The sequence below is a fragment of the Nonomuraea sp. NPDC004186 genome (assembly GCF_053603495.1).
In genome coordinates this window covers 24,396-46,824 of the sequence record NZ_JBSGFQ010000077.1, presented here as the reverse complement: position 1 = coordinate 46,824, position 22,429 = coordinate 24,396, and the positions used below count along the sequence as shown (strand labels likewise).

Here is a 22,429-nt window from a genome sequence, read left to right as displayed (position 1 = left end):
AGAAAACTCATCGATGACGAAACCATCTCTAACCTCTAGGCTCGACCGCGATGGATCTCGAAACTTTCTCCCCCGGTTCGGGACTGCTCGAACCCCGGGCAGCTCTCCGCTCTGACGCGCCCGCCGTCGACCTCAACGGCACGTGGCGCTTCCGCCTCTCACCCACCGCGAACGTCCCTGACGACTTCGCCCAGCCGGCCTTCGACGACGCCGGCTGGGACGAGCTCCCGGTCCCGTCCCACTGGAACCTGCACGGGCACGGCGCCCCCGCGTACACCAACGTCGACTTCCCGATCCCCGTCGACCCGCCCCGGGTCCCGGACGAGAACCCGACGGGCGACTACCGCCGCGTGTTCGACCTGCCGGAGGGGTGGACGGGCGGCCGGCTGCGGTTCGAGGGCGCCGACTCCTTCGCCAGGGTCTGGCTCAACGGCCACGAGCTGGGCTTCTGGACCGGCAGCAGGCTGCCCGCCGAGTTCGACGCGGGGCCGTACCTGCGGCCGGGGCGCAACGTGCTGGCCGTCCGCGTGCACCAGTGGTCGGCCGCCAGCTACCTCGAGGACCAGGACATGTGGTGGCTGCCGGGCATCTTCCGGGACGTCACCCTCACCCGCTCCACCGCCGACGTCTTCGTGCGCGCCTCCTACGCGGACGGGCGCGGCACGCTCGGCTTCGAGGGCTCGGGCACGCTGAGCGTCCCCGAGCTCGGCGTCGCCGACCTCGCGCCCGGGGCGGAGGTGACGCTGGAGGTGGAGCCGTGGACGGCCGAGACGCCCCGCCTGTACGACGCCGTCCTCACCCTCCCCGAGGAGACGGTACGGCTGCGCGTCGGCTTCCGCACGATCTCCATCGTGGACGGCGTGCTCCTGGCCAACGGCCGCCCGCTGCTGTTCAAGGGCGTGAACCGGCACGAGTTCCATCCGGAGAGCGGCCGTACGCTGACGTACGAGACGATGCGCGAGGACGTGCTGCTGATGAAGCGGCACAACGTCAACGCCGTCCGGACCAGCCACTACCCGCCCCACCCCGACTTCCTCGACCTGTGCGACGAGCTGGGCCTGTGGGTCATCGACGAGTGCGACCTCGAGACCCACGGCTTCGGCATGATCGGCTGGCGCGGCAACCCCACCGACGACCCCCGCTACGCCGACGCGCTGCTCGACCGCATGCGCCGCATGGTCGAACGCGACAAGAACCACCCCAGCATCATCATGTGGTCACTCGGCAACGAGGCGGGCGTCGGCAGGAACCTGGCCGTCATGTCCGACTGGACCCGCGAACGCGACCCGTCCCGCCCGATCCACTACGAGGGCGACCGGTCCTGCGCGCACACGGACGTCTACTCCCGCATGTACGCCTCGCACGCCGAGGTCGAGCTCATCGGGCGGCAGGAGGAGGCGCCGCTGGACGACCCCGAACTGGACGCGCGGCGCCGCGGCATGCCGTTCATGCAGTGCGAGTACGCCCACGCCATGGGCAACGGGCCCGGCGGGCTGGCCGAGTACCAGGAGCTGTTCGAGAAGTATCCGCGGCTGGCCGGCGGGTTCATCTGGGAGTGGATCGACCACGGGCTCGCGCATCCGGAGTACGAGTACGCGTACGGCGGCGACTACGGCGAGCCCGTGCACGACTCGAACTTCGTCATCGACGGTCTCGTCTTCCCCGACCGCACGCCGTCGCCCGGGCTGATCGACCTGAAGAAGGTGTTCGAGCCGGTCCGGTTCGAGTTCGGGGACGGCGTGGTGCACGTCGTCAACGGCCACGGCTTCGCGGACCTGTCGCACCTGGAGTTCCTGGCCACGGTGGAGGCGGACGGGGAGACCGTCGCCGAGCACCGGCTGACCGTGCCCGCCGAGGGCGGCGAGGTCAAGCTGCCCGCCGCACCCGGCCTGGACTCGGGCTCCGAGGTGTGGCTCACCGTACGCGCGGTGCTGGCGGCCGACCAGCCGTGGGCCGGAGCGGGCCACGAGGTGGCCTGGGGCCAGGCGCTCCTGTCGCCGCTCATCGGCGAGGCCGTCGAGGGCGCGCCCGCGACGTGGAGCGCCGGGCTGGTCCGCGACGGCGGCGAGATCTCCGTGGGTTCCGCGGGGGACTCGGCCTTCGACCTGGAGACCGGGCGCCTGATCAGGCTGTTCGGCGTGGAGGTGGAGGGGCCGCGGCTCGGCCTGTGGCGGGCTCCGACCGACAACGACACCTACGGCGGGCTGGCCGGCAAGTGGCGCGGGCTCGGCCTGCACCGCCTCACCCACCGCGTGGACGAGGTCGAGATCGGTGACGCGCTGACCGTGCGCACGCGGGTGGCGCCGGCCGCGACCGACGCCGGCATGCGCGCCACCTACACCTGGACGGCCTCGGACGGCGGCCTGGAGCTGCGAGTGGACGTGGAGCCGGAGGGTGACTGGGCGGACCCCATCCCGCGCCTCGGGCTGGACATGACGCTGCCCGCAGGTGCGGTCGAGCACATCACCTGGTTCGGCAGAGGGCCAGGCGAAGCGTACCCGGACACCGGGATGGCCGCCAGGGTCGGCCGCTGGCGGGCGACCCTGGACGAGTTCCAGACGCCGTACGTGTTCCCGCAGGAGAACGGCCACCGGGCGGACGTGCGCTGGGCCGACTTCGGAGCCTTCACGGTGCGCGGGTTCCCGGTGTTCGGGCTGACCGCGCGGTCGTGGAGCGCCTTCGACCTGGACCGGGCGCGGCACCGGCCGGACCTGGTGCCGGGAGAGCGCGTGCACCTGGGCCTCGATCTGGCCCAGCAGGGCATCGGCACCGCCACCTGCGGGCCCGGCGCCCTTCCCGTCTACGACCTCAGGGCCGGGCGGGCGACGTTCAGGCTCCGCTTCGAGCCCAGCTGACCGACGGATCTGATCATGCGCGGCCCCTCCCTCGGGGACGCGCAGCCTTCGTGCTGACCGTTCACTGACGTTCAACGGGAGGAATGTGATGGATGCCAAGGAGTACCTGGCCGGTGTGTTCGACCGCGCGTCCGGGACGTACGAGCAGGTGGGGGTGCCGTTCTTCGCGCCCGTGGCCGCCGAGCTGGTACGCCAGGCCGCGCCGGGGCCGGGCGACCGCGTCCTGGACGCCGGCTGCGGGACGGGCGCCTCGCTCGTGCCTGCGGCCCAGGCCGTCGGCCCCACGGGGCGGGTGGTCGGGCTGGACCTCGCGCCCGGCATGGTCGCCGCCGCCACGGCCGAGATCGAGCGGTACGGCCTGAGCCACGCGACCGTCCTGCTGGGCGACGCGGAGCGGGCCGAGGAGCTGCTGCCCGGCGAGCGGTTCGATGTCGTGCTGGCCGGGATGATGCTGTACTTCCTGCCCGACCCGCTGGCCGCCGTACGCTCCATGACCGGGCTGCTGCGGTCCGGGGGCCGGTTGTCGGCCAGCCTGCTGGTGCGGTCGAGCCCGGTCGAGGTCGAGCTGCTCGGCCTGGTCGGGCGGGCGCTGGAGCCGTACACGTCGGGGGCGGGCGGCGCACCGTTCAGCCACACGCTGGGCTCGGCCGAAGAGCTGACCGGGCTGTTCGAGACGGGCGGGCTGGGCGGGGTGCGGCACGAGGACGTGGTGTTCGAGGTGGCCGTCGAGGCGGGGCAGGTGTGGGACTGGCTCTGGTCGGCCGCCCGCAGGGCCCCGCTGGAGGCGATCCCGGAGCACCTGCGCGAGGAGGCCCGGGCGGCCCTGGAGGCGGCGCTCCCCCAGGACCGCTTCGTGCTTCCCCGCACGGTCCGCTTCGCGACGGGCGTCCGCCCCTGACCGGACGCGCCCGGCCCTTCTGCTTCCGGGGCCGGGCGCTCCTTCCGGGGCCGGGCGCTCTTTCTGGGGCCGGGCGTGGCGCGGCCGGTCAGGCGTCGGGCACGGTGAGGATGGTGCCCGCGCCGACCGTCAGCCCGCCCTCGCGGATGGCGAAGCCGAGACCGGGCTCCAGCGCGACCGCCTTGCCCAGCTCGACTGCCACGTCCACCGTGTCACCCGGCTGGGCGGCGACGGCGCCGCTGAGCGTCAGCTCCCCGGGCACGTCCGTCGTCCGCAGGTAGAACTGCGGCCGGTAGCCGGACGCGATCGGCTTGCGCCGCCCGCCCTCCTCCGCGGTCAGGAGGTACACGCGGGCGGTGAAGGACCGGCGGGCGTGCTGGCTGCCGGGCGCCGCCAGCACCATGCCGCGCCGTACCTGCTCGCGGCGGATCCCGCGCAGCAGCACGGCCGCGTTGTCACCGGCCTCGCCCCGCTCCATCGTCTTGCCGAACGTCTCCACGCCCGTGACGACGGCGCCGAACGCCTCACCGAACCCGACCGCCTCCACCGAGTCACCGACCCGGACGGTGCCGCGCTCGATGGCCCCGGTGACGACCGTGCCCCGGCCGGTGACCGTGAGCACGTTCTCGACCGGCATGAGGAACGGCGCGTCCACGTACCGCACCGGCACGGGGATGTGCTCGTCCACCGCCTGGAGCAGCGCCTCGATCGACGCGATCCAGACCGGGTCGCCCTCCAGCGCCCGCAGCCCGGACACCCGCACCATCGGGACGCCGTCGTAGCCGTGCTCGGCCAGCAGCTCCTGCAGCTCCAGCTCGACCAGGTCGGTCAGCTCCGGGTCCGCGCCGTCGGCCTTGTTGACGGCCACGACCAGGTGCTCGACGCCGACCCGCTTGGCGAGCAGCACGTGCTCCCTGGTCTGCGGCATGATCCCGTCGTGCGCGGACACGACGAGGATCGCGCCGTCCAGCTGCGCCGCCCCCGTGATCATGTTCTTCACGTAGTCGGCGTGCCCGGGCATGTCCACGTGCGCGTAGTGGCGGGTGGCGGTCTCGTACTCGACGTGCGAGATGTTGATCGTGATCCCGCGCCGCGCCTCCTCGGGCGTGCGGTCGATCCGCTCGAACGGCGTGTACGTGGCCTGCCCGCGCTGCGCCAGCACCTTCGTGATTGCGGCGGTCAGCGTGGTCTTGCCGTGGTCGACGTGCCCCATCGTGCCGATGTTGAGATGCGGCTTGTTCCGTACGTAGGCCTGCTTGGCCATGGTTCCTTCCTTGAGACCTGGTTCCGTGTGACCCGTACTCGGGGCCGACAACCTCCCCCCGCCGGGTCACCTCAGGACTCACGGGAAGAGGTCAACGCTCCAGGCCGTCGCAGGCACGCTCAAGCACGCCCGGCACCGCGGGCGTCACAAGGAGAGCGTGCAGGAACATGAGGAACATAGTGCGATCCTCAGCACGCGACCGCAACCGAATATTCCCCAGGGGGTAGGTGGGCCAGCGCCACCCTCTCGTTGCCCATCTGGATGGCCGGCCTGCTGGAGCCCGCCCCGGTCAAAGGTCTTCGCCAATGCGGCGCTTCGCGCCAAAGGGCTCAGGCGTCCTTACCAAGGCGCCTGACGGCGCACCCCCCGCGCCTCCGGCGCCATCGCAGGCCCACCCGTTGACCGACGAGGCGGTGGGCCGACTGACACCCACCCCGGACCAGCATGCCTTTCGGGCTAAACGGAATCCTGGACAGCCCTCGCCCGATCCTGTGCGCACGAGATCGGGGGATTCAAAGCTTGGCGAGCAAATTTACTGCCAGTTGAGCGCAACCGGCGCAGGCGCGTGGGCTCGTTACTCGAAATGGCAATGACCAACCGCAGATTGGAAGGGGGTATGCATTCTGTCCGCACAGGGCTCGCTCCGCGTCCGATGGGACGGCATGTTGAACGGCCTCTCGGTCGTAGCCCGAGAGCCCCAGGCGCAAGCAGATGGTGTTCTCATCCGCCTTGGACCCGCCGGGATGAACAAGCAGATCATCCCAATGGAAGGACCACCTTCGAACCCTGCCGAGCAGGTCGTTCGGGCTGCCATCCAGTTCGAGAAGGGCGAGGGTGCCGTGGCGGAGTGTGGCGACCACTCTTCCGTGTTCGCCGATAAGCCAGATGCCGGCGTTTCGTGTGTTGATGGGGCTGTGAAGCAGTTCGACGACCTCGGCTCGGCAACCGGCTGTTCGCGGTGCCAGTTTCACAGTCGGGTGTCCTTCGCATCGGCGGGAAGCAGATCTTTGACTGCATCTGGCTCCGGCGGGTTCCTCCGGAGGTCGGCGTACCGGAAGGCGACGCGTTGAGCCGCCCGGGTTGCGTCGATGGTGGGGTGGCGGGCGTAGATGACGCGCTTGCGGCGCTCGTCCCAGCCTGAGCGCCACCAGAACAATTCACCGTCGCACCAGACGACCAGCCCGATCCAGACGGATACCAAGGTCAAGCCATAGCCGTCGTGTACGTCTGTGGGGATGCCCAGGGCCCTGAGGGCTTCGGCCAGCTCGTCGGCGGCCAGTTTCTGCGGTGAGAGATAGCGGTTTGGTGGTTTCATGAGCGGCCCTCCCCTTCCATCGGCGGTGACGTAGCGTGACGGTATGTGTCGGCTGAGCCGCGACCCCGGAAAGAAATTCCGGGGTATGCGGTGAGCGCCCGATGAGGATGAGGACATGCGGGGAATGACCAGCAAGCTGTCCATCGGCCAGCGCGTGGCCTGGTATCGGCGACGGCGAGGGATGGCTCAGGACGTACTGGCCGGGTTGGTGGGGCGCACCACCGATTGGTTGAGCAAGGTCGAGAACGACCGCATTAACCTGGATCGATTGTCCGTCATCAAGTCCCTGGCCAACGCGCTGGATGTCTCTCTTGGTGATCTACTGGCTGAGCCGCGCCTGTTCGAGTGGACTGATGAGAGCGGTGATCAGACCATCCCCGCATTGCGCGCGGCGATCACCGACTATCGGCAGCTTTCGCCGATGGCCGAGCTGATCCAGGCCGTAGAACCGCCGTGTCCGGCCGAGCTGGAGCGGATGCTCGGTGAGGTATGGCGGGCGTACCAGGGAGCCAGGTACAGCTACGTCATACGGACGCTTCCGGGACTCCTGGGCGAAGCGCATCACGCTGTGCGTGCCGTCGGGGGTGACACCCGCATGGCATCGCTGGGCGTGCTCGGGCAGGTTTATCACGCTGCCGCCAGCATTCTGACCAAGGTAGGCGAGGCTGATCTGGCGTGGATCGCCGCTGAGCGAGGACTGACCTTTGCCCGGGAGTCCGGCGATCAGCTCGTCACAGCTTCGTTGCTTCGTTCTGTGACGCACGCCTTGCTGTCCAACGGCCGCTACGAGGCGGCCAAGCAACTCACCGAGGACGCCGCCGAGCTTCTGTCTTCTGATCTTCCGCACGCCACGCCTGAGCTGCTGTCGGTGTACGGCACCCTGTATCTCGCCGGCTCCATGGCCGCGGCACGGGACGACGATCGGAATACGACGCGGTCCTTCCTAGCAGAGGCCCGGTGTTCGGCTGCGCGGCTTGGCAGGGACGCCAACCACGTTTGGACCGCGTTCGGGCCGACGAACGTCCGTATCCACGAGGTGGCGACGGCGATCGAGTTGGGAGACATTCAGGTCGCCGTGGAGCTCGGGCCGCGGCTGGACACCAGGGGGCTGCCGATTGAGCGCCGAGCCCGCCACGGGCTTGCCGTCGCCCACGCGCTGAGCCTGTGGAACCGTACCGACGCCGCCATGGCGGCGTTGCTGGAGGCTGAGATGATCGCGCCCGAGCAGGTGCGTCATCACTACCTCAGTCGCCAGCTCACGATGTCGTGGATCAGACGCCAGAAGGGCAAGCCCAGCTTCCAACTTGCTGCTCTTGCCCGACGGCTGCACATCGTATGAGGGCGGCTGCGGTCGCGTAAAGTCGAGGTCGTGAGCGATCAGGAGACCGTGCCGTTCGCCCAGGCGCGCGCCGCCGCAGGTGCGCTGTTCTTCGACGAGGCCGGCCACGTTCTGCTTGTCCGGCCAACGTACAAGTCCTACATGGACATCCCCGGCGGATATGTTGAGCCGGGAGAGACGCCGCATCAGGCGTGCGTTCGTGAGGTTCGCGAGGAGCTGGGCATTCAGCCGGCCATCGGCCGTCTCCTCGTGGTCGACTGGGCTCCTCATCCCCAGGAGGGGGACAAGGTCCTGTTCGTGTTCGACGGCGGCACCCTCGACGGCGACGTGATCAAACAGATCAGGTTCGCCGACAACGAGCTGAGCGCGTACGAGTTCCACCGCGTTGATGAGTCGGACGGCCTCCTGATCGAGCGTCTTGCCCGCCGCATCAATGCTGCCGCCACTGCCCGTGAGCGGGGAGAGACGGTTTATCTGGAGCATGGCCGGGCTGTCCCCACTGAGTAACCACCTCTGGAAGACCCCGGTCCGGGAGGGGCGGCGACAGACCATGTGGCGCTCGCCCGATGACAGTGAAGGGCGGCGGCACCGCCGTTTCGACGGAAGACACATCCCGATGGGCCGCCCAAGTCTTTGTTGAGGCACACATTCTTCCGAGTACGGCGCGTGAGTAGTTGGACCTGGTGAGGGACTACAAGGGTGCCTTGATAAGGAAGGCGGGCCCGCCGCAGGCATCACCGCAGAAACGCAGAAGGAGTCGATGACCTGGCCGCCGTCGCGTGCGCCGATAGCGAACGTCATCACGAAGGAGGGGGCAAAGAGACCGTGACGGCCGACAGCGAGTTGGTCTGTCGTCGGTCCCCGGCGGCTGGCGCGTCGTTCTTCTCCATCAAACACCCATACAGGGCGATTCCTCGTCTGGAACGGCTGGCGGTGGGGATCGGCCGGGGTCGCTGGTGGATGCTGGCGGCCATGTGGGCGGCGGGTTCGCGCAGGCCGGCCGGCTGCAAGATCGCAGCCACCGACCTGGTCAGGCCGCTGCCGCGCAGGCGGAGCGACACTACGGTGCGGCCATCGGGGACGAACTGCGCCCACCAGGCCAGGAAGATCTCCCAGGACCCAATGCCCAGCTTGGTCATATCGGTCACCAGTGAGGGGAACTGCCAGACAATGGCGCCAGACTTGCGGCTGATCCGGTTGAAGGTGATGTTCACCGAGGGGGACGGGAGAAAGTCGGCGTAACCCTGGCACTCCCGGGAACCGCAACGTGGCGTCGGCGGCGTGGAGAAGGGGGCAACAGGCCAGGGTGAGGGTGAAAGTGCGGGACCTGGACGGGCTGCTTCGCGTCCTGGAGCATCAGACCAGTGAGGGTTGTCCAACCTGAATTCGCAGGTCATGGGTTTGTCAGACCGTCCATCGCGGGGCGTACTCCAGGTGGATGTCCTGCCCGCCGCCTGGATCCAGATTCGGCCAGTAGAACAGCCGGCAGACGTGATAGTTGCAGGCGCCCGAGATGTACAGCGAGGTCGCGGCGGCGGGCGGCCCTTCCTTCGCCACGGCGAAAAAGTGGCGGGCCGGCTGCCGAAACGCCGCGGTGCTGCCGGTCAGAAACAGCGTCTCGGCGTGCACGCGCTGGTGGAGTGCGTCCTTGTTCTCCTGGTAGTTCAGGGCCCGGTAGTCGATCTCCTCGTCGGCGGGCAGGTCGGTGTCCGGCACACTTGCCGTCCGGATCTCGCCCGGAAGGTTTCGGGCGGTGATCCGCTTTCGTACCTGCTTCCAGCGGGAGGGCGGGAACTGCAGCGAGTGGTGGACCAGCACGAGATCAAGCGGCCGGTCCGGGCACCTCTCCTCCATATCCCAGTCGGGGTTGATCCCAGGGGCGGCCGGAGTGGCGCGCATCGGCAAGTAGACCAGAGAGCGTGGCGATCGGGCCGCGAGCAGCCACAACGCGCCGATCCGTCGGCCATCCGTCCGGTCCACATACATGTGATACTGACTACCGGTGTCGTAGAGTGCCCCATTGCCCAAAGGTTTGGCCGGGCGGATCACCCGGAGCTCCGAGGCTCCCAGCCGCACTCGGTGAATGATGATCTTCACCTGCACGATCATCGGTTCCTTTCGTCCTCAGGCTGCCTGTGCGATCCAGTGGTTCTGAAGGACGGCGATGGTCTTGCACAGGTGGCCGGGCTTGGAAGGGCTGCAGCGCGGAGCTTGACATGGGAGCGGTTGGGGCACGATCGAACAGCACCTGAAGCTCCTGGTTGTGACGGTGAGGATTGTGGTGATCAACCCGTTTACCAGGAGCTTCTTAGAGCCACCAGCCGAACGCCGCCATCGCGATCATGATGTGATCAGGGCACGCGTCCTGGAGGATGGAAAACATTCAGTGAGCCGTGCTGAGGAACGAAGCACGATCGTCGATCGCCCCTCGGCAATCTACGGCGGCCAAGCATGCCGTGGCGAATCGTAAGGGCTGCATCTGTGAGTCGATGTGGCCATTCGTACACGCCCCTGCCCTACCCGGGTTACGTCCCGTCGAGTGGTGTGGATTGGCCCTATCGCGGAGGCGACGCGGCTTGGTCTCATGTCATGGTGATGTGGAGAGGGCGCGTCAAGGGTTGGTGGCTGATCGTCGGCGCGGCGGTGGCGACGTCGGTGGCGGCGTTCGCCGAGTCGGAGCTTCCCGCCGGGGTGGGCGCGGTCTTGGTCGCTGTGATGGGGGCCGCAGCCGGCGTGGTGTCCGGGCGGGGCAACCGGCTGGTGGAGGCGCCGACGGCGCGCGAGCGCGGGCTGGTGGTGGCTCGGCGCGGCAGAGTTCCCCGCATCCGCGATATCGATGATCTGTCAGTCGTGCGCGTCCATAGTGCGGGCGGTGATGCGTTCCCCGCGTTCATCCCCAGGGACAGAAGCGGCGAGATCGAGTCGGCCCTGGCCTCACACCGTTTCGTCCTGCTGGTCGGGGACTCGACCGCGGGGAAGTCACGTGCGGCGTTCGAGGCGCTGCGTGAGAAATGCCCGCGTCACCGCCTGCTCATCCCGGATCCGGAGAGCGGGGAAAGCCTGGCGGCCGCCTTCGAGACGGCCGAGCCCGTGCGGCCGTCGGTGATCTGGCTGGACGATCTCGAACGCTACCTGACCTCGGGAAGCGCCCTCCCGAACCAGATCAGGAACGTGATCGTCGGGAAGCCGGGGGTGCTGGTGGTGGCCACGATCCGCACCCATGAGAGGGCCCGCTTCCGGGGGATCGAGGCGTCCCCCGTTCCGGAGGCGGCGGTGTTCGGCCTCGCCCATGAGATACGGCTCGACCGCCGGTGGAGCGCCGCAGAGCTGCGCCGGGCGTCCGAGCACACAGAGGACGAGCGCATCGCCCAAGCGATCGAGTCATCCAGCACGTACGGAATCGCCGAGTTCCTGGCAGCCGGACCGCGGCTCCTCGCGACCTGGAAGGACGCCCGTTCTCCCGAAGGGAACCACTCCCGAGGCGCGGCGCTGGTGGCCGCCGCTGCCGACGCCTTCTGCGCGGGCTGGACCACTCACCTCCCGGCTCCGGCCCTGCGTGACCTCCACGAACACCACCTGCTCGACCTCGGGGGCGCCCGCGCCCGTCCCGAGCCTTGGGAATCCGCTCTGGCCTGGGCAACGAAACCGATCTTCGCCACCAGCAGCCTCCTGGTCCCCAACCACGACGGCACCGGCTACCGGGTTTTCGACTACCTGCCCGAAGCGATCGACTCCGAACGCGGGACCAGCGGGATCGCCCAACCGGTCTGGGACACGCTCATCGTTCACGCCGACCCGGCGACCTGCGTCGACCTAGGCCGGGCCGCCCAGCAACGGACCCAATGGGACGCCGCGACATCCGCCTTCCGCAAGGCGGTCGACGGCGGTGCCCTCGTGGGCGCGATCGGCCTGGCGGAGATGTCCGGTGACGCCAACCGGCATGCCGAGGCCGTCGACGTCCTCAGATCGGCGCTGCGGTCCGCGCCGCCTGACACCGCTCCGGACGACCTCTTCGAACTCACCCTTCAGCTGGCCTGGTGGACGGGGCAGTCCGGGGACCTCGACCGGGCGGTCTCCCTCTCCACCGAAGCATACGAGGGCTTCCTGGAACTCCACGGAAGGATCCACCCGGCCACGATCCAAGCCAGACGGAACCTGATTCGCTGGACCGGCCACACCGGATCGGCCGCCGACGCCCTCGCGATGGCCAGGGAGCTCCTGGATACCGGACAGACCCTCTGGGGGCCGGAGCACCGTCAGGTGCTGGGTCTGCGATTCGAAGTGGCCTGCTGGGCGGAAGCCGACGGGCCGCAGGCCGCCGAGCGCGCCTGGCGCGAACTCAACGACGATGCCACCCGTCTACTCGGTGACCATCACGCCCTCACCAACGACGCCCGCTGGAACCTGGCCGACTGGGCGACTCGAAACGGTGACCGAGAGACCGGTCTTCGCCTGCAGAGAGAAGTCATCGAGGGCTGCGTGGTCCTCTACGGTGCCGACCACGCGCGCACCCTGACGCGCATCATCCAGCTCGCCGCCATGCTGGGACACGCCGACCGTACTGAAGAGGCCCTGACCACGGCCACCGCCGCCCGCGACGACTGCGCTCGCGTCCTGGGACAGAACCACGAACTCACCCACTGCGCCGCCTACCAGCTCGCCCTGTGGACCGCTCTCTCCGGAGACACCGACACCGCACAGGTCGCCTTCACGAGCCTTCTCGCCGTGCTGCCGGAAGGCCATCCACTCGCCGGACTATGCGCCCGCCAAACAGCCGAAGGCCCGGGCTCGACCACTGACTACTACCTGCCCCCTGACTGGTGACCGCCACGACGAGACACATCGACGTCGCCGGACGGCCACAGACGTGACTCCACGGACGAATCCCGGAATGCCCCTGAACGCCACGCACAGGGTGGTGCGGGTCGAGAGGCCAGATGGGCGCACAGCGAGGCAGCCCAGCAAGACGGCGAGGCTCAGCCGTTCCGCCGCCGTCCAGGTGGGTCATGTCGTCCTGCCACATGTCGAATTTCGCCGATCAGCGTTTCCCGAGCCGAATGGACAAGGCGGCAAGCCAGGCGGAGATGAGTATGGCGCCGGCGGCGAAGCGCAGGCTGGCACTGTCCTCGCCCCACGGCGGCACCGTGAGGACGAACGTGGCCAGGCTGCTGACGACGCTGTAGGCCATCCAGCCACGGCTCGCGAACCGCCGCGCGAAGACGAGCCCGGCCACGATCAGCGACAGGAACGCCGTCGCCCCGAAGACCGTGTGCAACATACTGCCGGTGCTGAGGCGCTCCGGCAGCCCGGCGGGGGCACCGGCCGGCCAGCCCAGTGCGGGATCGGGCGCGAAGACTCCGCCGCCGACCATCGCCACGCCGTACGCGCCGATCAGGATCGGCCCGATGAGCGAAGCGGCCGCTCCCGCCACACCGGGACGGGCGGCCCGCCGTACGCCGAGCGCGAAGGCGCACGCCAGCAGGCCCGTGAGCACGAAATTCGCGGTCTGCAGCCAGCCCAGGTCGCCGAGCGTGAGAGCGCTCAGCGCGTGCCGCCGCAGGTCGAATCCGGTCCGGGTGAACGCCTGCGTGAACGACACGACAGGGAACAGGACCCCGGCGACCGCGCCGCAGCCCAGCAGCAGCGCGGCCCCGGTCGCAGGGGAGGTCGTGGGCTCGGTAACGGTGCTCATCGTGGATCCTTTCGCGGTTGGTGGTCATCGCTTCGCCGTACGGCATGACCACGAACGGGATGCGGCCGGATGGACAGCCGCCCGCGAAATTCCTCAGGACTCCTCGACGGCGGCCAGGCGGCGCCGCAGGTGGACGCGCTCCGGCTCGCTCCCGGCCGCTTCCAGGGCCGCGCGATAGGCCGCGGCGGCCTCGGGACGGCGGCCGAGCCGGTGCAGCAGGTCGGCGCGCGCCACCAGGTACGGGTGATAGCCGCGCAGCCGCGGCTCGCAGGCCAGCTCGTCCAGCAGTGCCAGGCCCGCCTCCGGGCCGTCGCGCATGGCCACGGCCGCCGCCCGGTTCAACGCGACCACCGGGGACGGGTCGAGCGCGAGCAGCACGTCGTACAGGGCCACGACCTGCGGCCAGTCGGTCGTGGCCAGGTCCGCCGCCTCGTCGTGGAGGGCGGCGATCGCGGCCTGTACGCCGTACACACCGGGCGGGCCGCCGCTCAGCGCGGTCACGACCAGCGCCGAGCCCTCCTCGATCAGGTCCCGGTCCCAGCGGCCGCGGTCCTGCTCGTCCAGCAGCACCGGCTCACCGTCGGGACCGGTACGGGCCTCGCGGCGCGCGTGGACCAGCAGCGTCAACGCCAGCAGCCCGGCGACCTCCCGCTCGGAGGGCAGCAGCCGGCGCAGGATGCGCGCCAGCCGGATCGCCTCCTCGGCCAGGTCCAGGCGCTGCAGGTCGGGGCCGGAGCTGGCGGCGTACCCCTCGGTGAAGATCGAGTAGATCACCTGCAGCACCCCGGGCAGCCGCTCCGGCAGCTCGTCCGCGCCGGGCACGCGGAACGGGATGCGGGCCTCGCGGATCTTCTTCTTCGCCCGGACGATCCGCTTGGCCATCGTCTGCACCGGCACCAGGTACGCTCGCGCCACCTCCGGCGTGGTCAGCCCCGCCAGGCAGCGCAACGTCAGCGCCCCGCGGTCCTCGGCGGGCAGCGCGGGGTGGGCGCAGGTGAAGAACAGCTGCAGCCGCTCGTCCGGCAGCTCGCCGCCGTCCGCGTCGGCCGGAGGGGCGTGCGCCGCCCGCTCCGCCTCCACCTGCAGGATGGCCAGCCGCGCGGCGAAGGCCTGGTCGCGCCTGAGCCGGTCGACCGCCTTGCGCCGCGCCGTCGTCATCAGCCACGCGCCCGGCTTGGGCGGCACACCCTCGACCGGCCAGTGCTTCAACGCCGCCTCGATGGCGTCCGAGGTCACCTCCTCGGCGAGGTCGAGGTCACCGAAGCGGCGCACGAGCGCGGCCAGCAGCCTGCCGCGCTCCTCCCGGAAGACCGCCTCGACCTCATTCATTGAAGTCGGCGACCGGGCGCACGACCACCGACCCGCCGCCACGCGCGCCCGGGCAGCGGGCGGCCCAGTCGAGCGCCACGTCGAGGTCCGGTACGTCGATCACATAGAAACCGCCCAGAACCTCTCGCGTCTCGGCATACGGCCCGTCGATCACGGTCCGCACCCCGTCCCTGTCCACGCGCACGGTCGTGGCGGTCACCAGATCGGCCAGCGACTCGCCGGACACCCAGATCCCCGCCTCCCGTACGGCCTTGTCGTAGGCCATCCAGTCCTCGAAGGTGCACTGCTCGTCCTGGTCGGTGGTGGCGGCGTTGATCAGCATCATGTACTTCACGGTGTCCCCTTCATGGGTGAGTTCGGCGTACGGCAGGCTCGCCGTACACCATCACCACGAACGGCCCTCCGCCAAATGGACAACTTCTCATAGAGAGGTTGCGGGCTCCAGAGAGCGGGTCAGCCGCACCCCTTCTTCGAGATACCCCAGAGCGGCGTAGAACCGCCGGGCGGTCGTGTTCGCCGCCCCCGTCTCCAGGGTCAGGTGACGCAGGCCCTGCTGCCGGGCCCAGTCCTCGGCGGCGGCCATCAACCGCCGGCCCACTCCCGTACGTACGGCTCGCGGATGGACGGCCAACTCGCCGACGTAGGCGTCCATCGCACCGGTGAAGTGCCGCTGGCGCTGGACGGACACCACGCCGACGACCTGTGAGTCCCCACCGTACACGGCGACGAACACCGCTGCCCGCTGCGCCTCGGCCGCGGCGAGGGACCCGGCGAGCCACTCCCGCGCCGCCCGGGCGGCACCCTCGGAGTCACGCCACGCCGCCACACCCTCGGCGAGCCGGGGAGCCAGCGCCAGGACGCCTTCAAGATCGTCATCGCATGCGGGCCGAATCCGGACCTCGTTCATGAACGGCAGCATGCCAGGCGGAAGTCCTCCGAAAAAACCCCTGATGGACAACCGGATCTGGCTATTCGCCTGCTGCCACCACCGCGTCGAGAAGCAGATTGAGCAGCACCGTCCGACGTTCGGTGTCGTCGGCGATCGCGAGGAACACGATGCTCCAGCCCAGGTCGGGCAGCCGGGCCTGCATGGCCCGCAGCCCCGTCCAGCCGCCCCCATGCCGGTAGACGCGGTGCCCGGCGTGCGAGCGGACGCCGATGCCCCAGGCGTAGTCGATCGGTGTCCCGTCATCGAGGCGGCCTGGGATGTGCATGAGGGCGGAGAGGCCGAGCTCATCGGCATTGAGCGCCTGGCTCCACCGCAGCAGGTCACCGGCGGTGGTCCACACGCCGCCGTCACCCAGTGACAGCGGCGCCGGGTGTTCAGGGGACAGCGGTGCCGCACCGGGAGGCGCGGGAGCGGGTCCGGCCCAGAAAAGCGTGTCGCTCATCGACAGCGGGGCGAAAAGCCGGTCCCGCGCGAAATCCGGAATCGGCTGACCGGCAGCTCGTGCCGCCGCAGCGGCGAGGCAGACATATCCCGCGTTCGAATAGGCATAATTGCCGCCCGGCCTGCCAGGGAGGGCGGGAGATCGGGTGAGGGCCTGGATGACGCCTTCGCTGGTCCGGTCGGCATCGCCGGCCAGAATGGCGTCGATGTCACGATCGTCGGGCAGAGCCGCAGTGTGATGGAGAAGCTGCCGGAGCCGGATGTCATCGGCCCATGAAGGCAGCTGGGGAAGCCAGCGCGATAAAGCGGACTCGAGGTCCAGCGCACCTTCTTGGACGAGCAACGCCACGCATGCGGCGGTGATTTGCTTGGAAAGGGAGGCGGCGTAGATCGGTGTGGTGCCGATCAGCGTCTCGCGCCTGGCAGTCAGCCCCTGCGCGTGAAAAGCCGGCGCATTGTCGCGTCGCTGGAGCCCGACCACGATTGGTTCGTCATTCCGATATCCGGCTTCGGCGACCATGGCTTCTATTCGCTTCTCAGCGAGGTTTCTCACTGAAGATCACTTCCAGTGGCAGTCTCGGTGGTCACCCGTGCCCCTCGGAAGAGCACCGGGAGCCACAGGAGACATGCCAGCAAGGGGACCGCGGCGTAGGTGGCCATGCCCACACTGGAGCCCAGCCCGTCCATGAGCGCGCCGAGGACGAGATAGCCGATGCCGATGAGCGCCGACTCCACGAATGCGATCATCGACAGCAGGCTCGCCCGGTGGCGCGACGGCACGGACTCGTTGAACACGTTGTCCACGATCACGGCGGTGATCTCGGGAATCCCGACCAGGGCCAGGAACGCGGCGATGGTGACCCAGACAAGGCCGAGGCCGCTCAGACCGAGTGCCGCGGCGAGCGTCAGGAGGGACACCGGGACTATGACCCGGTACCCGATGCGCCGGTCCGCGCGGTCCGACAGCAGCGGAGTGAGCCCGCCGGCGAAGAATCCCGCCGATATGACCACGCTGACCAATGCGGTGCCCGCTCCCTGATCGGAGAGGGTCTTCTGCGCAAAGATGATGTACGGCGTCAAAGTCGCATGCATCAATCCGGACACCACGATAAGCGTCACGAGCGCCGGCGTGGCGACCCGAAGCATCGCCCGCCATGCTGTGGCGTCGCCGTGCTCCTCCTCGGCTCCGTCCTGCTCGTCCACCGCGTCCGCGCCGCGGATCTCGGGTACCCGTGACATCAGCACCACCACGGCTAAGGTGAGGCACGCCGCCGAACCGACATAGACGACTCCCCAGGAGATCTGCTGAAGTTGGCCGCCGAGGACGATGGCGGCTCCCGAGGTGACCGTCCCGAGCATGGTGAACCGGGACTTGATCTTGACGTAGCTGGCCGTTGCACCACGACGCACGAGCAGGTCGTACAGCAGGGCGGTGTCCGAGCCGGACACACATGCCATGCCCACGCCCTGCCCGATGAACAGCGCCAGGAACACCCAGTAGTCGGAGAACGTCCCCTGGCCGAGCAGACATCCGGCTATCAGCAGCTGGCCGATCACGATGCTGGCACGCCTGCCGATTCGGTCGGCGATGACCCCCGTCGGCAACTCCGCAAGTCCGCTGACCAGGTAGAGCAGTGTCTGCAATAAAGCCACTTGCTCGGCGGAGAAGCCTCGCTGCTGAAGGAAGAGGACGAATACGCCGCGCTGGAACAGCGTGTTGGCGAGCACGGCGTATACGTAGAACGGGCGCGTGACACTTCGTGCTGCATTGTCGGCTGCAGCCGACCCGCCAAGGGCCTCCGTGGTGCCGGTCATGCTGCGGGCTCCCGGGTGACTCCGATGATCATTAGTGTTGGGCCTCCGCCGCCGACCGGAACCTCCAGTCCATACTTCGCGCAGGATATCGGGCCGGCCATCCGGGAACCGTTGCCGGCGCCGCCGCACAGGAAGACCGGGTGGTCAAGGCCGCGTTCCGCGACTTCCCCGAGGTCGGTGAAGAGATGGCCGTCCATGTTCAGACCCGCGTCGATCCGCTGATCGTCCAGCATGGCCTCAACGGCGGTGAAGCCGCCAAAGGAGTGGCCGAACATGCCGACCTTGTCGAGATTCCACCCGCGCCTTCCCGGCTCGTCGAGGACGAACCGGGCATCGCCGAGGCGCGCTTCGGCCGCCTTGCCCAGCTGGTCCATGGGGATCTCAACGGGATCGCGGCCCGGATCGGGAGGCTGGGCATGTGACGGGCCAGATGCCACCACGCCACGTCGCGCGGGTCCTCCTCGCTGTGCGCGAGCTGGCGGGACAGGTACGTGAGCCAGCGGCCGACCTGCTCCGGGGTCCAGGTGTGCTGCGGCCGGAAGGGCTGGGGCGGGTTGCCGGCGGGCCCGCGCGTGCTCACCAGAGCGGGGATGAGCTGGTCGGCCTCGCACATCGACCGGTTCAGCTCGGTCAACATGTCCGCTCGGGCGGTGCCGGGCAGCTCGTCCAGCCCGTGGATGACGGGCAGCACCTCGCCGCGCCACGAGCGTCTCAGGGACGTCCGGGCCGAGGCTCGCCGCGCACAGCGGGGGGTAGTCCGTCGCCAGGCTGTCGGCCAGCCAGTCCTGTAGCCGGGGATGTACGCGGTCGTCCCAGCGTGCGGCCGATACCAGCACCGGGACGGGCTCCTTCGGCCGCCGCGTGTTCAGCAGTTCGAACTCGAGCTGCACGGCCAGAGTGGTCTTCCCGGCGCCCGGGCCGCCCAGCGAGCGCAGGGCGGTCTCCTCGCGCCACTTCTCGGTCACCAGGCCGGTGAGGATGTCTTTCGCGACGGCCACGTCGGCGGACGTGGGTGCGGACGCGACCGCGCCACGCTTACGGCGCGACAGGGACGGCACCCACCGCAGCAGTCCGTCGCTCAACGTAATCACGCTGGCGGCGGCCGTCAGGACCTGTGCGGTTCCGACGACTGCCCCGATGGTGCCGGGAAGTTGCGAGGCAAGGAACAGGAGCGCGATGGCCAAGCCCAAGAGGAAAATACCTACCGCCGTCAACACCGCGGGTTTGTGTTTCTGTCGGTGGTGAGCGACCACGAAGCTGCCGCCATGAGGAGGGCGGTCAGACCGCCGCAGATCATCGCCGTCGAGACCGAGAAGGCGTCCACGACCTGACCGCCGGCCAGCGCCCCGAGCGCGAACGTCGCCTGGAAGGAGGAGGTGAAGACGACCGTGGCGGCCTCCGGCGTCCCCGGCGCGGCGTTCATGAACCAGGCCTGGGAGCAGACCGGGACGCCCCCGTAGGCCAGCCCCCACAGGACCACCAGCACGACGGCCCCGGCGGTGGAGGTGCCGGCCACGGGCAGCAGCAGCGTGGCCAGGGCGATCAGGCCGCCGCAGGCCAGGAAGGCCGCTCGTGGGGCGGTCGCGACCGCCCTGCTCGCCAGGAAGTTCCCGGCCGTCCCGGCGATGCCGTACGCCAGGAGGGTGGCGCTGATGGCGGCCGGGTCGAGGTGGGTGACGTTCTGGAGGAAGGGGGTGACGTAGGTGTAGGTGCCGAAGTGCGCCAGGACGATGAGGAACGTGGCCAGCAGGGCGATCCTGGTACCCCGTTCGCGCAGGAGGCCGAGCAGGACGCGGCCGCTGGTGACCTCGTGGGCGGGGAGCGGCGGCAGCAGCATCAGCAGGGCGATCAGTACGACGACCGACAGCGCGGCCAGGACGAGGAAGGCGGTTCGCCAGCCGGCGAGGTGGCCGATGAAGGTGCCGGCCGGCACGCCGAGCACCGAGCCCAGGGGGACGGCGGAGAAGATCAGCGCGGTGGCGGTGCCGACCGAGCGCGGCGGCACGAGGCGGGCGGACAGCCCGGCCCCGATCGACCAGAAGCCGCCGATGGTGAGGCCGACCAGCACCCTGGAGACCAGCATGATCCAGTACGAGGTCGCCACCGCCGCCAGGACGTCGGCGACCGCGAGCACCGCCATGAGCGCGCACAGCATCACCCGGCGGTCCAGGCGGGCGGTGGCGAGCGTGACGGCGGGTGCGGCGATGGCGGCGACGATGCCGGGCAGGGTCATGGTCAGCCCGGTGGTGCCATCGGAGATGCCGAAATCGGCGCCGATGTCGGTCAGCAGGCCGATGGGCAGGATCTCGCTGGTGACGATGGCGAAGATGCCCAGCGTGAGCGAGGTGACCGCCAGCCAGCTGATGAGCGGTGGGCGTGGCCGGGCTTGGGTGATCGTGGACATGGTTCCGTTCGGGTTGGGACCGTGGGGTTGGGAACCAGCCAAGCAGCGATGGGGGAGCGGATACCGGCAGGTTTCAGACCACACCATGCCGTGACGACATCAGCCCCAAATGCCGAAGGGCCCGCCCTCCACCGCATGTACACCCTTTGAGGAATGCGGCACCAGTCGGCGAGACACGAGGAAGCTGAGGTCACCTACCGTTGGAAGGCATCGATCAATGCCGCCTTGCGACGAAAGCATGCTCGTGGTCGGTGTCCTCGCCGACGGAGCCCACGGCCCACATGTCGGAGGTGCCGGGGATGGCCGCGATGGCGGCGTGACCGCTGCCACCGGCGCTGATGCCCTCGCTCGTCCACGACGTGCCGTCGTAGTGGAGGAGGAGCGCGACACCTGGCTGACGGGGGTCGGTACCGCTCGCCCACAGGTTGTTCTTGCCGAAGGCGGTCAGGCCGTGCAGAGCACCCTTCAACGGTGGCAGTTCCACCCGCTGCCAGGCCGACCCGTTCCAGTGCATGACGAGCGGCGTGGGGAGGGATCCCGGGGTCTCCGCCCCCTCCTCGCCATCTGAGGTCGGGCGGCAGTTCGCTGGGGGATACATCTCCGGGTCGTAGCCCCCGATCGCGCCGACGGCCCAGACGTCCGTCGGCGTGATCGCCAGCACGCTCTCCAGGCGACCTCCGGGGACCTCAGGAACGGACATGTCCTGGTTGTAGCTCCACCTTCCGTCCGGAGACATGTGGGCGACCGTCGGCCTGGTGCCCTGGCAATCCTCCCGAGCCCGCCGGCCGACCGCCCAGACATGGCCGTCCTTCAGCGCGACCGCCTCGAACACACCGTCCGTCCCCGACCGCATCCGCCGGAACCTCTTACCGTCCCATTGGATGGCGAAGGCTCCGTCAGGGCCCGAACCGACGATGACCGCACGCCCCTTCCCGGTGGCCACGTCGTACGGTCGGTAGCCATCGGTCACTCCAAAGGGGCGCGGTGTGGCCCAGACGCGACCGTCCCAATGGGAGACGCCCCCGCCTGAGGGCGAACTGCCCACGAGCCAGATGTCGTCCGGTCCTGCCACGTCGAACGCCCGCACGCGAAGTTCGCTGTCCTCAACCGGGATCCTGGTCCAGACCGAGCCGTTCCAGTGAACCAGGACAGGCACTCCATCCTCGTCCTCGGCACCCGCTTCGAAGCCGGCCGCCCAGGCGTCTTCCGGCCCCTTGGCGAGCACGTCGACCAGTGCCGATGCCCCCTTCAACCCGGCGCCAGGGATGCTCCTCCACCGCGTCGAGGGCGTGACCGTCTCGGTTGGTGTGGGGCCGGCCCCCGCGCTTGCCATGGTGGTTCCGGGTACGGACCTCACCGGCGCGTCGGCGGAGGAAGGCACCCGCGGCCTTCCGGCCGAACATGCGGCCAGCAGGCCCAAGCAGGCCGTCACGGCGACGAGACCCCGTACGATCTTCATCGCACACATTATGCGGATCCCTGGACCTGCCAGTGTGATCTACAACCTCGGGGCGAGGAACAACCGCTGATGGCTGTCCTGCGTTCCCCGACCTCGGAGCTCAGCGGCCCCCCGGGTCCAGATTTCCGCCGACGAGCTGACCGACCTCGTCGGGACGGTCGTCGGCCCCAGCGCGGCGACGGGTTCGTGCCGCACCCGCCGGCATCGCGTCTGCGCCATTCGTCCACGGCAGGGGAACTGGATGCGCTGGACCTCCTGGTCTCCCGGAGGACGGCATCCGGCCGGCCGTCTTCGCCGGCGACCACAGACCGTCATTACCACCTGGCGGTAGGCGCACGTGTGTGAGAGGGCCGAGTGGGCCGGCGCAAACCGTACCCGAGCGACTGATCCGACGAGCGGTGGGCGCCGATCGAGCCGGTGATCATGGTGTGGAAGGCCGCGCCTCGGCACCGGCTTCTACGACAGCCGTCTCACCACCGATGTTCGGATCATTTCTCAGTCGGCCTGCTCCGTCCGCGCGCCGACCCGCGCTATCGGGGGCCATGGACTGGCAGGGCCGAGAACTCCGGCTGCGGCAAGGTCGCCCCATGGATGCGTACCGACGTCCCCAGCGCCGGCCATCAGCCCGTTTTCGGCCTGTCCAAAAGAAGTTGCGCCAGTGTGCACTTC

Annotated in this window: 18 protein-coding genes; 6 read left to right on the top strand and 12 right to left on the bottom strand. The window is 69.3% G+C overall.

Annotation, left to right across the window (positions count from 1 at the left end; translation table 11 throughout):
- Positions 1-50 precede the first annotated feature (50 nt).
- Complete coding sequence (locus ACWEPL_RS44025) at positions 51-2,855, top strand: glycoside hydrolase family 2 TIM barrel-domain containing protein (RefSeq protein ID WP_452439701.1); 2,805 nt, start codon at positions 51-53, stop codon at positions 2,853-2,855.
- 88 nt (positions 2,856-2,943) lie between these two features.
- The gene (locus tag ACWEPL_RS44020) at positions 2,944-3,753 is read left to right on the top strand and encodes a class I SAM-dependent methyltransferase (protein WP_452439700.1); all 810 of its coding nucleotides are present in this window, start codon (positions 2,944-2,946) and stop codon (positions 3,751-3,753) included.
- 88 nt (positions 3,754-3,841) lie between these two features.
- On the opposite strand, the gene tuf is transcribed toward ACWEPL_RS44020, so the two are convergent.
- Positions 3,842-5,017 (bottom strand): elongation factor Tu, encoded by a 1,176-nt coding sequence (tuf, locus tag ACWEPL_RS44015; RefSeq protein WP_452439699.1) that lies wholly within the window; start codon positions 5,015-5,017, stop codon positions 3,842-3,844.
- Between the two features lie 967 nt (positions 5,018-5,984).
- Complete coding sequence (locus ACWEPL_RS44010) at positions 5,985-6,332, bottom strand: hypothetical protein (RefSeq protein ID WP_452439698.1); 348 nt, start codon at positions 6,330-6,332, stop codon at positions 5,985-5,987.
- A gap of 124 nt (positions 6,333-6,456) precedes the next feature.
- Here ACWEPL_RS44010 and ACWEPL_RS44005 point away from each other — a divergent pair, with 124 nt between their 5' ends.
- Positions 6,457-7,671 carry a helix-turn-helix domain-containing protein gene (locus ACWEPL_RS44005; protein WP_452439697.1) on the top strand — a complete coding sequence of 405 codons (1,215 nt, stop codon included), beginning with the start codon at positions 6,457-6,459 and terminating at the stop codon, positions 7,669-7,671.
- A gap of 30 nt (positions 7,672-7,701) precedes the next feature.
- Positions 7,702-8,178 carry an NUDIX domain-containing protein gene (locus tag ACWEPL_RS44000; RefSeq protein ID WP_452439696.1) on the top strand — a complete coding sequence of 159 codons (477 nt, stop codon included), beginning with the start codon at positions 7,702-7,704 and terminating at the stop codon, positions 8,176-8,178.
- Between the two features lie 293 nt (positions 8,179-8,471).
- Here the strand turns inward: ACWEPL_RS44000 and ACWEPL_RS43995 are convergent, their stop codons facing one another.
- Positions 8,472-8,885 carry a hypothetical protein gene (locus ACWEPL_RS43995; RefSeq protein ID WP_452439695.1) on the bottom strand — a complete coding sequence of 138 codons (414 nt, stop codon included), beginning with the start codon at positions 8,883-8,885 and terminating at the stop codon, positions 8,472-8,474.
- Between the two features lie 190 nt (positions 8,886-9,075).
- Entirely contained in the window at positions 9,076-9,780 is a 705-nt protein-coding gene (locus ACWEPL_RS43990) for a hypothetical protein (protein WP_363974200.1), read from the bottom strand.
- A 480-nt stretch (positions 9,781-10,260) separates the two neighbouring features.
- Between ACWEPL_RS43990 and ACWEPL_RS43985 the strand changes: the two genes are divergently transcribed.
- Positions 10,261-12,495 carry a hypothetical protein gene (locus ACWEPL_RS43985; RefSeq protein ID WP_452439694.1) on the top strand — a complete coding sequence of 745 codons (2,235 nt, stop codon included), beginning with the start codon at positions 10,261-10,263 and terminating at the stop codon, positions 12,493-12,495.
- Positions 12,496-12,709: 214 nt separating this feature from the next.
- Here the strand turns inward: ACWEPL_RS43985 and ACWEPL_RS43980 are convergent, their stop codons facing one another.
- From ACWEPL_RS43980 to ACWEPL_RS43955, 6 genes are all read right to left on the bottom strand, one after another.
- Complete coding sequence (locus ACWEPL_RS43980) at positions 12,710-13,363, bottom strand: DUF998 domain-containing protein (protein WP_452439693.1); 654 nt, start codon at positions 13,361-13,363, stop codon at positions 12,710-12,712.
- Between the two features lie 93 nt (positions 13,364-13,456).
- A complete protein-coding gene (locus tag ACWEPL_RS43975) occupies positions 13,457-14,692 on the bottom strand; it encodes an RNA polymerase sigma factor (RefSeq protein ID WP_452439692.1) in 1,236 nt (411 codons plus the stop codon).
- Positions 14,685-15,017, bottom strand: a complete 333-nt coding sequence (locus ACWEPL_RS43970; RefSeq protein ID WP_363974909.1) for a YciI family protein — start codon at positions 15,015-15,017, stop codon at positions 14,685-14,687. The genes ACWEPL_RS43975 and ACWEPL_RS43970 overlap by 8 nt, the downstream gene beginning before the upstream one ends.
- Before the next feature lie 96 nt (positions 15,018-15,113).
- The gene (locus ACWEPL_RS43965; protein ID WP_452439691.1) at positions 15,114-15,599 is read right to left on the bottom strand and encodes an N-acetyltransferase family protein; all 486 of its coding nucleotides are present in this window, start codon (positions 15,597-15,599) and stop codon (positions 15,114-15,116) included.
- A 61-nt stretch (positions 15,600-15,660) separates the two neighbouring features.
- Positions 15,661-16,602: a serine hydrolase domain-containing protein gene (locus ACWEPL_RS43960; protein WP_452439690.1), complete on the bottom strand. Its 942-nt coding sequence runs from the start codon at positions 16,600-16,602 to the stop codon at positions 15,661-15,663.
- Positions 16,603-16,631: 29 nt separating this feature from the next.
- On the bottom strand, positions 16,632-17,897 hold the full coding sequence (locus ACWEPL_RS43955) for an MFS transporter (RefSeq protein WP_452439689.1): 1,266 nt from the start codon (positions 17,895-17,897) through the stop codon (positions 16,632-16,634).
- A gap of 140 nt (positions 17,898-18,037) precedes the next feature.
- Here ACWEPL_RS43955 and ACWEPL_RS43950 point away from each other — a divergent pair, with 140 nt between their 5' ends.
- On the top strand, positions 18,038-18,319 hold the full coding sequence (locus ACWEPL_RS43950) for a hypothetical protein (protein ID WP_452439688.1): 282 nt from the start codon (positions 18,038-18,040) through the stop codon (positions 18,317-18,319).
- Between the two features lie 788 nt (positions 18,320-19,107).
- Here the strand turns inward: ACWEPL_RS43950 and ACWEPL_RS43945 are convergent.
- Both ACWEPL_RS43945 and ACWEPL_RS43940 read right to left on the bottom strand, forming a co-directional pair.
- Positions 19,108-20,301: an MFS transporter gene (locus ACWEPL_RS43945; protein WP_452439687.1), complete on the bottom strand. Its 1,194-nt coding sequence runs from the start codon at positions 20,299-20,301 to the stop codon at positions 19,108-19,110.
- A gap of 214 nt (positions 20,302-20,515) precedes the next feature.
- Positions 20,516-21,760 (bottom strand): hypothetical protein, encoded by a 1,245-nt coding sequence (locus ACWEPL_RS43940; protein ID WP_452439686.1) that lies wholly within the window; start codon positions 21,758-21,760, stop codon positions 20,516-20,518.
- Positions 21,761-22,429: the final 669 nt, after the last annotated feature.

What these genes read in the sequence shown, in the direction of transcription:
- ACWEPL_RS44025 (WP_452439701.1), top strand. Translation starts at nt 51, where the DNA reads ATGGATCTCGAAACTTTCTCCCCCGGTTCGGGACTGCTCGAACCCCGG.
- ACWEPL_RS43965 (WP_452439691.1), bottom strand. Translation starts at nt 15,599, where the DNA reads ATGAACGAGGTCCGGATTCGGCCCGCATGCGATGACGATCTTGAAGGC.
- ACWEPL_RS43990 (WP_363974200.1), bottom strand. Translation starts at nt 9,780, where the DNA reads ATGATCGTGCAGGTGAAGATCATCATTCACCGAGTGCGGCTGGGAGCC.
- ACWEPL_RS43940 (WP_452439686.1), bottom strand. Translation starts at nt 21,760, where the DNA reads ATGAAGATCGTACGGGGTCTCGTCGCCGTGACGGCCTGCTTGGGCCTG.
- ACWEPL_RS43980 (WP_452439693.1), bottom strand. Translation starts at nt 13,363, where the DNA reads ATGAGCACCGTTACCGAGCCCACGACCTCCCCTGCGACCGGGGCCGCG.
- ACWEPL_RS44020 (WP_452439700.1), top strand. Translation starts at nt 2,944, where the DNA reads ATGGATGCCAAGGAGTACCTGGCCGGTGTGTTCGACCGCGCGTCCGGG.
- ACWEPL_RS44010 (WP_452439698.1), bottom strand. Translation starts at nt 6,332, where the DNA reads ATGAAACCACCAAACCGCTATCTCTCACCGCAGAAACTGGCCGCCGAC.
- ACWEPL_RS43975 (WP_452439692.1), bottom strand. Translation starts at nt 14,692, where the DNA reads ATGAATGAGGTCGAGGCGGTCTTCCGGGAGGAGCGCGGCAGGCTGCTG.
- ACWEPL_RS43960 (WP_452439690.1), bottom strand. Translation starts at nt 16,602, where the DNA reads ATGGTCGCCGAAGCCGGATATCGGAATGACGAACCAATCGTGGTCGGG.
- tuf (WP_452439699.1), bottom strand. Translation starts at nt 5,017, where the DNA reads ATGGCCAAGCAGGCCTACGTACGGAACAAGCCGCATCTCAACATCGGC.
- ACWEPL_RS43945 (WP_452439687.1), bottom strand. Translation starts at nt 20,301, where the DNA reads ATGTCCACGATCACCCAAGCCCGGCCACGCCCACCGCTCATCAGCTGG.
- ACWEPL_RS44005 (WP_452439697.1), top strand. Translation starts at nt 6,457, where the DNA reads ATGACCAGCAAGCTGTCCATCGGCCAGCGCGTGGCCTGGTATCGGCGA.
- ACWEPL_RS43985 (WP_452439694.1), top strand. Translation starts at nt 10,261, where the DNA reads ATGGTGATGTGGAGAGGGCGCGTCAAGGGTTGGTGGCTGATCGTCGGC.
- ACWEPL_RS43970 (WP_363974909.1), bottom strand. Translation starts at nt 15,017, where the DNA reads ATGATGCTGATCAACGCCGCCACCACCGACCAGGACGAGCAGTGCACC.
- ACWEPL_RS43955 (WP_452439689.1), bottom strand. Translation starts at nt 17,897, where the DNA reads ATGACCGGCACCACGGAGGCCCTTGGCGGGTCGGCTGCAGCCGACAAT.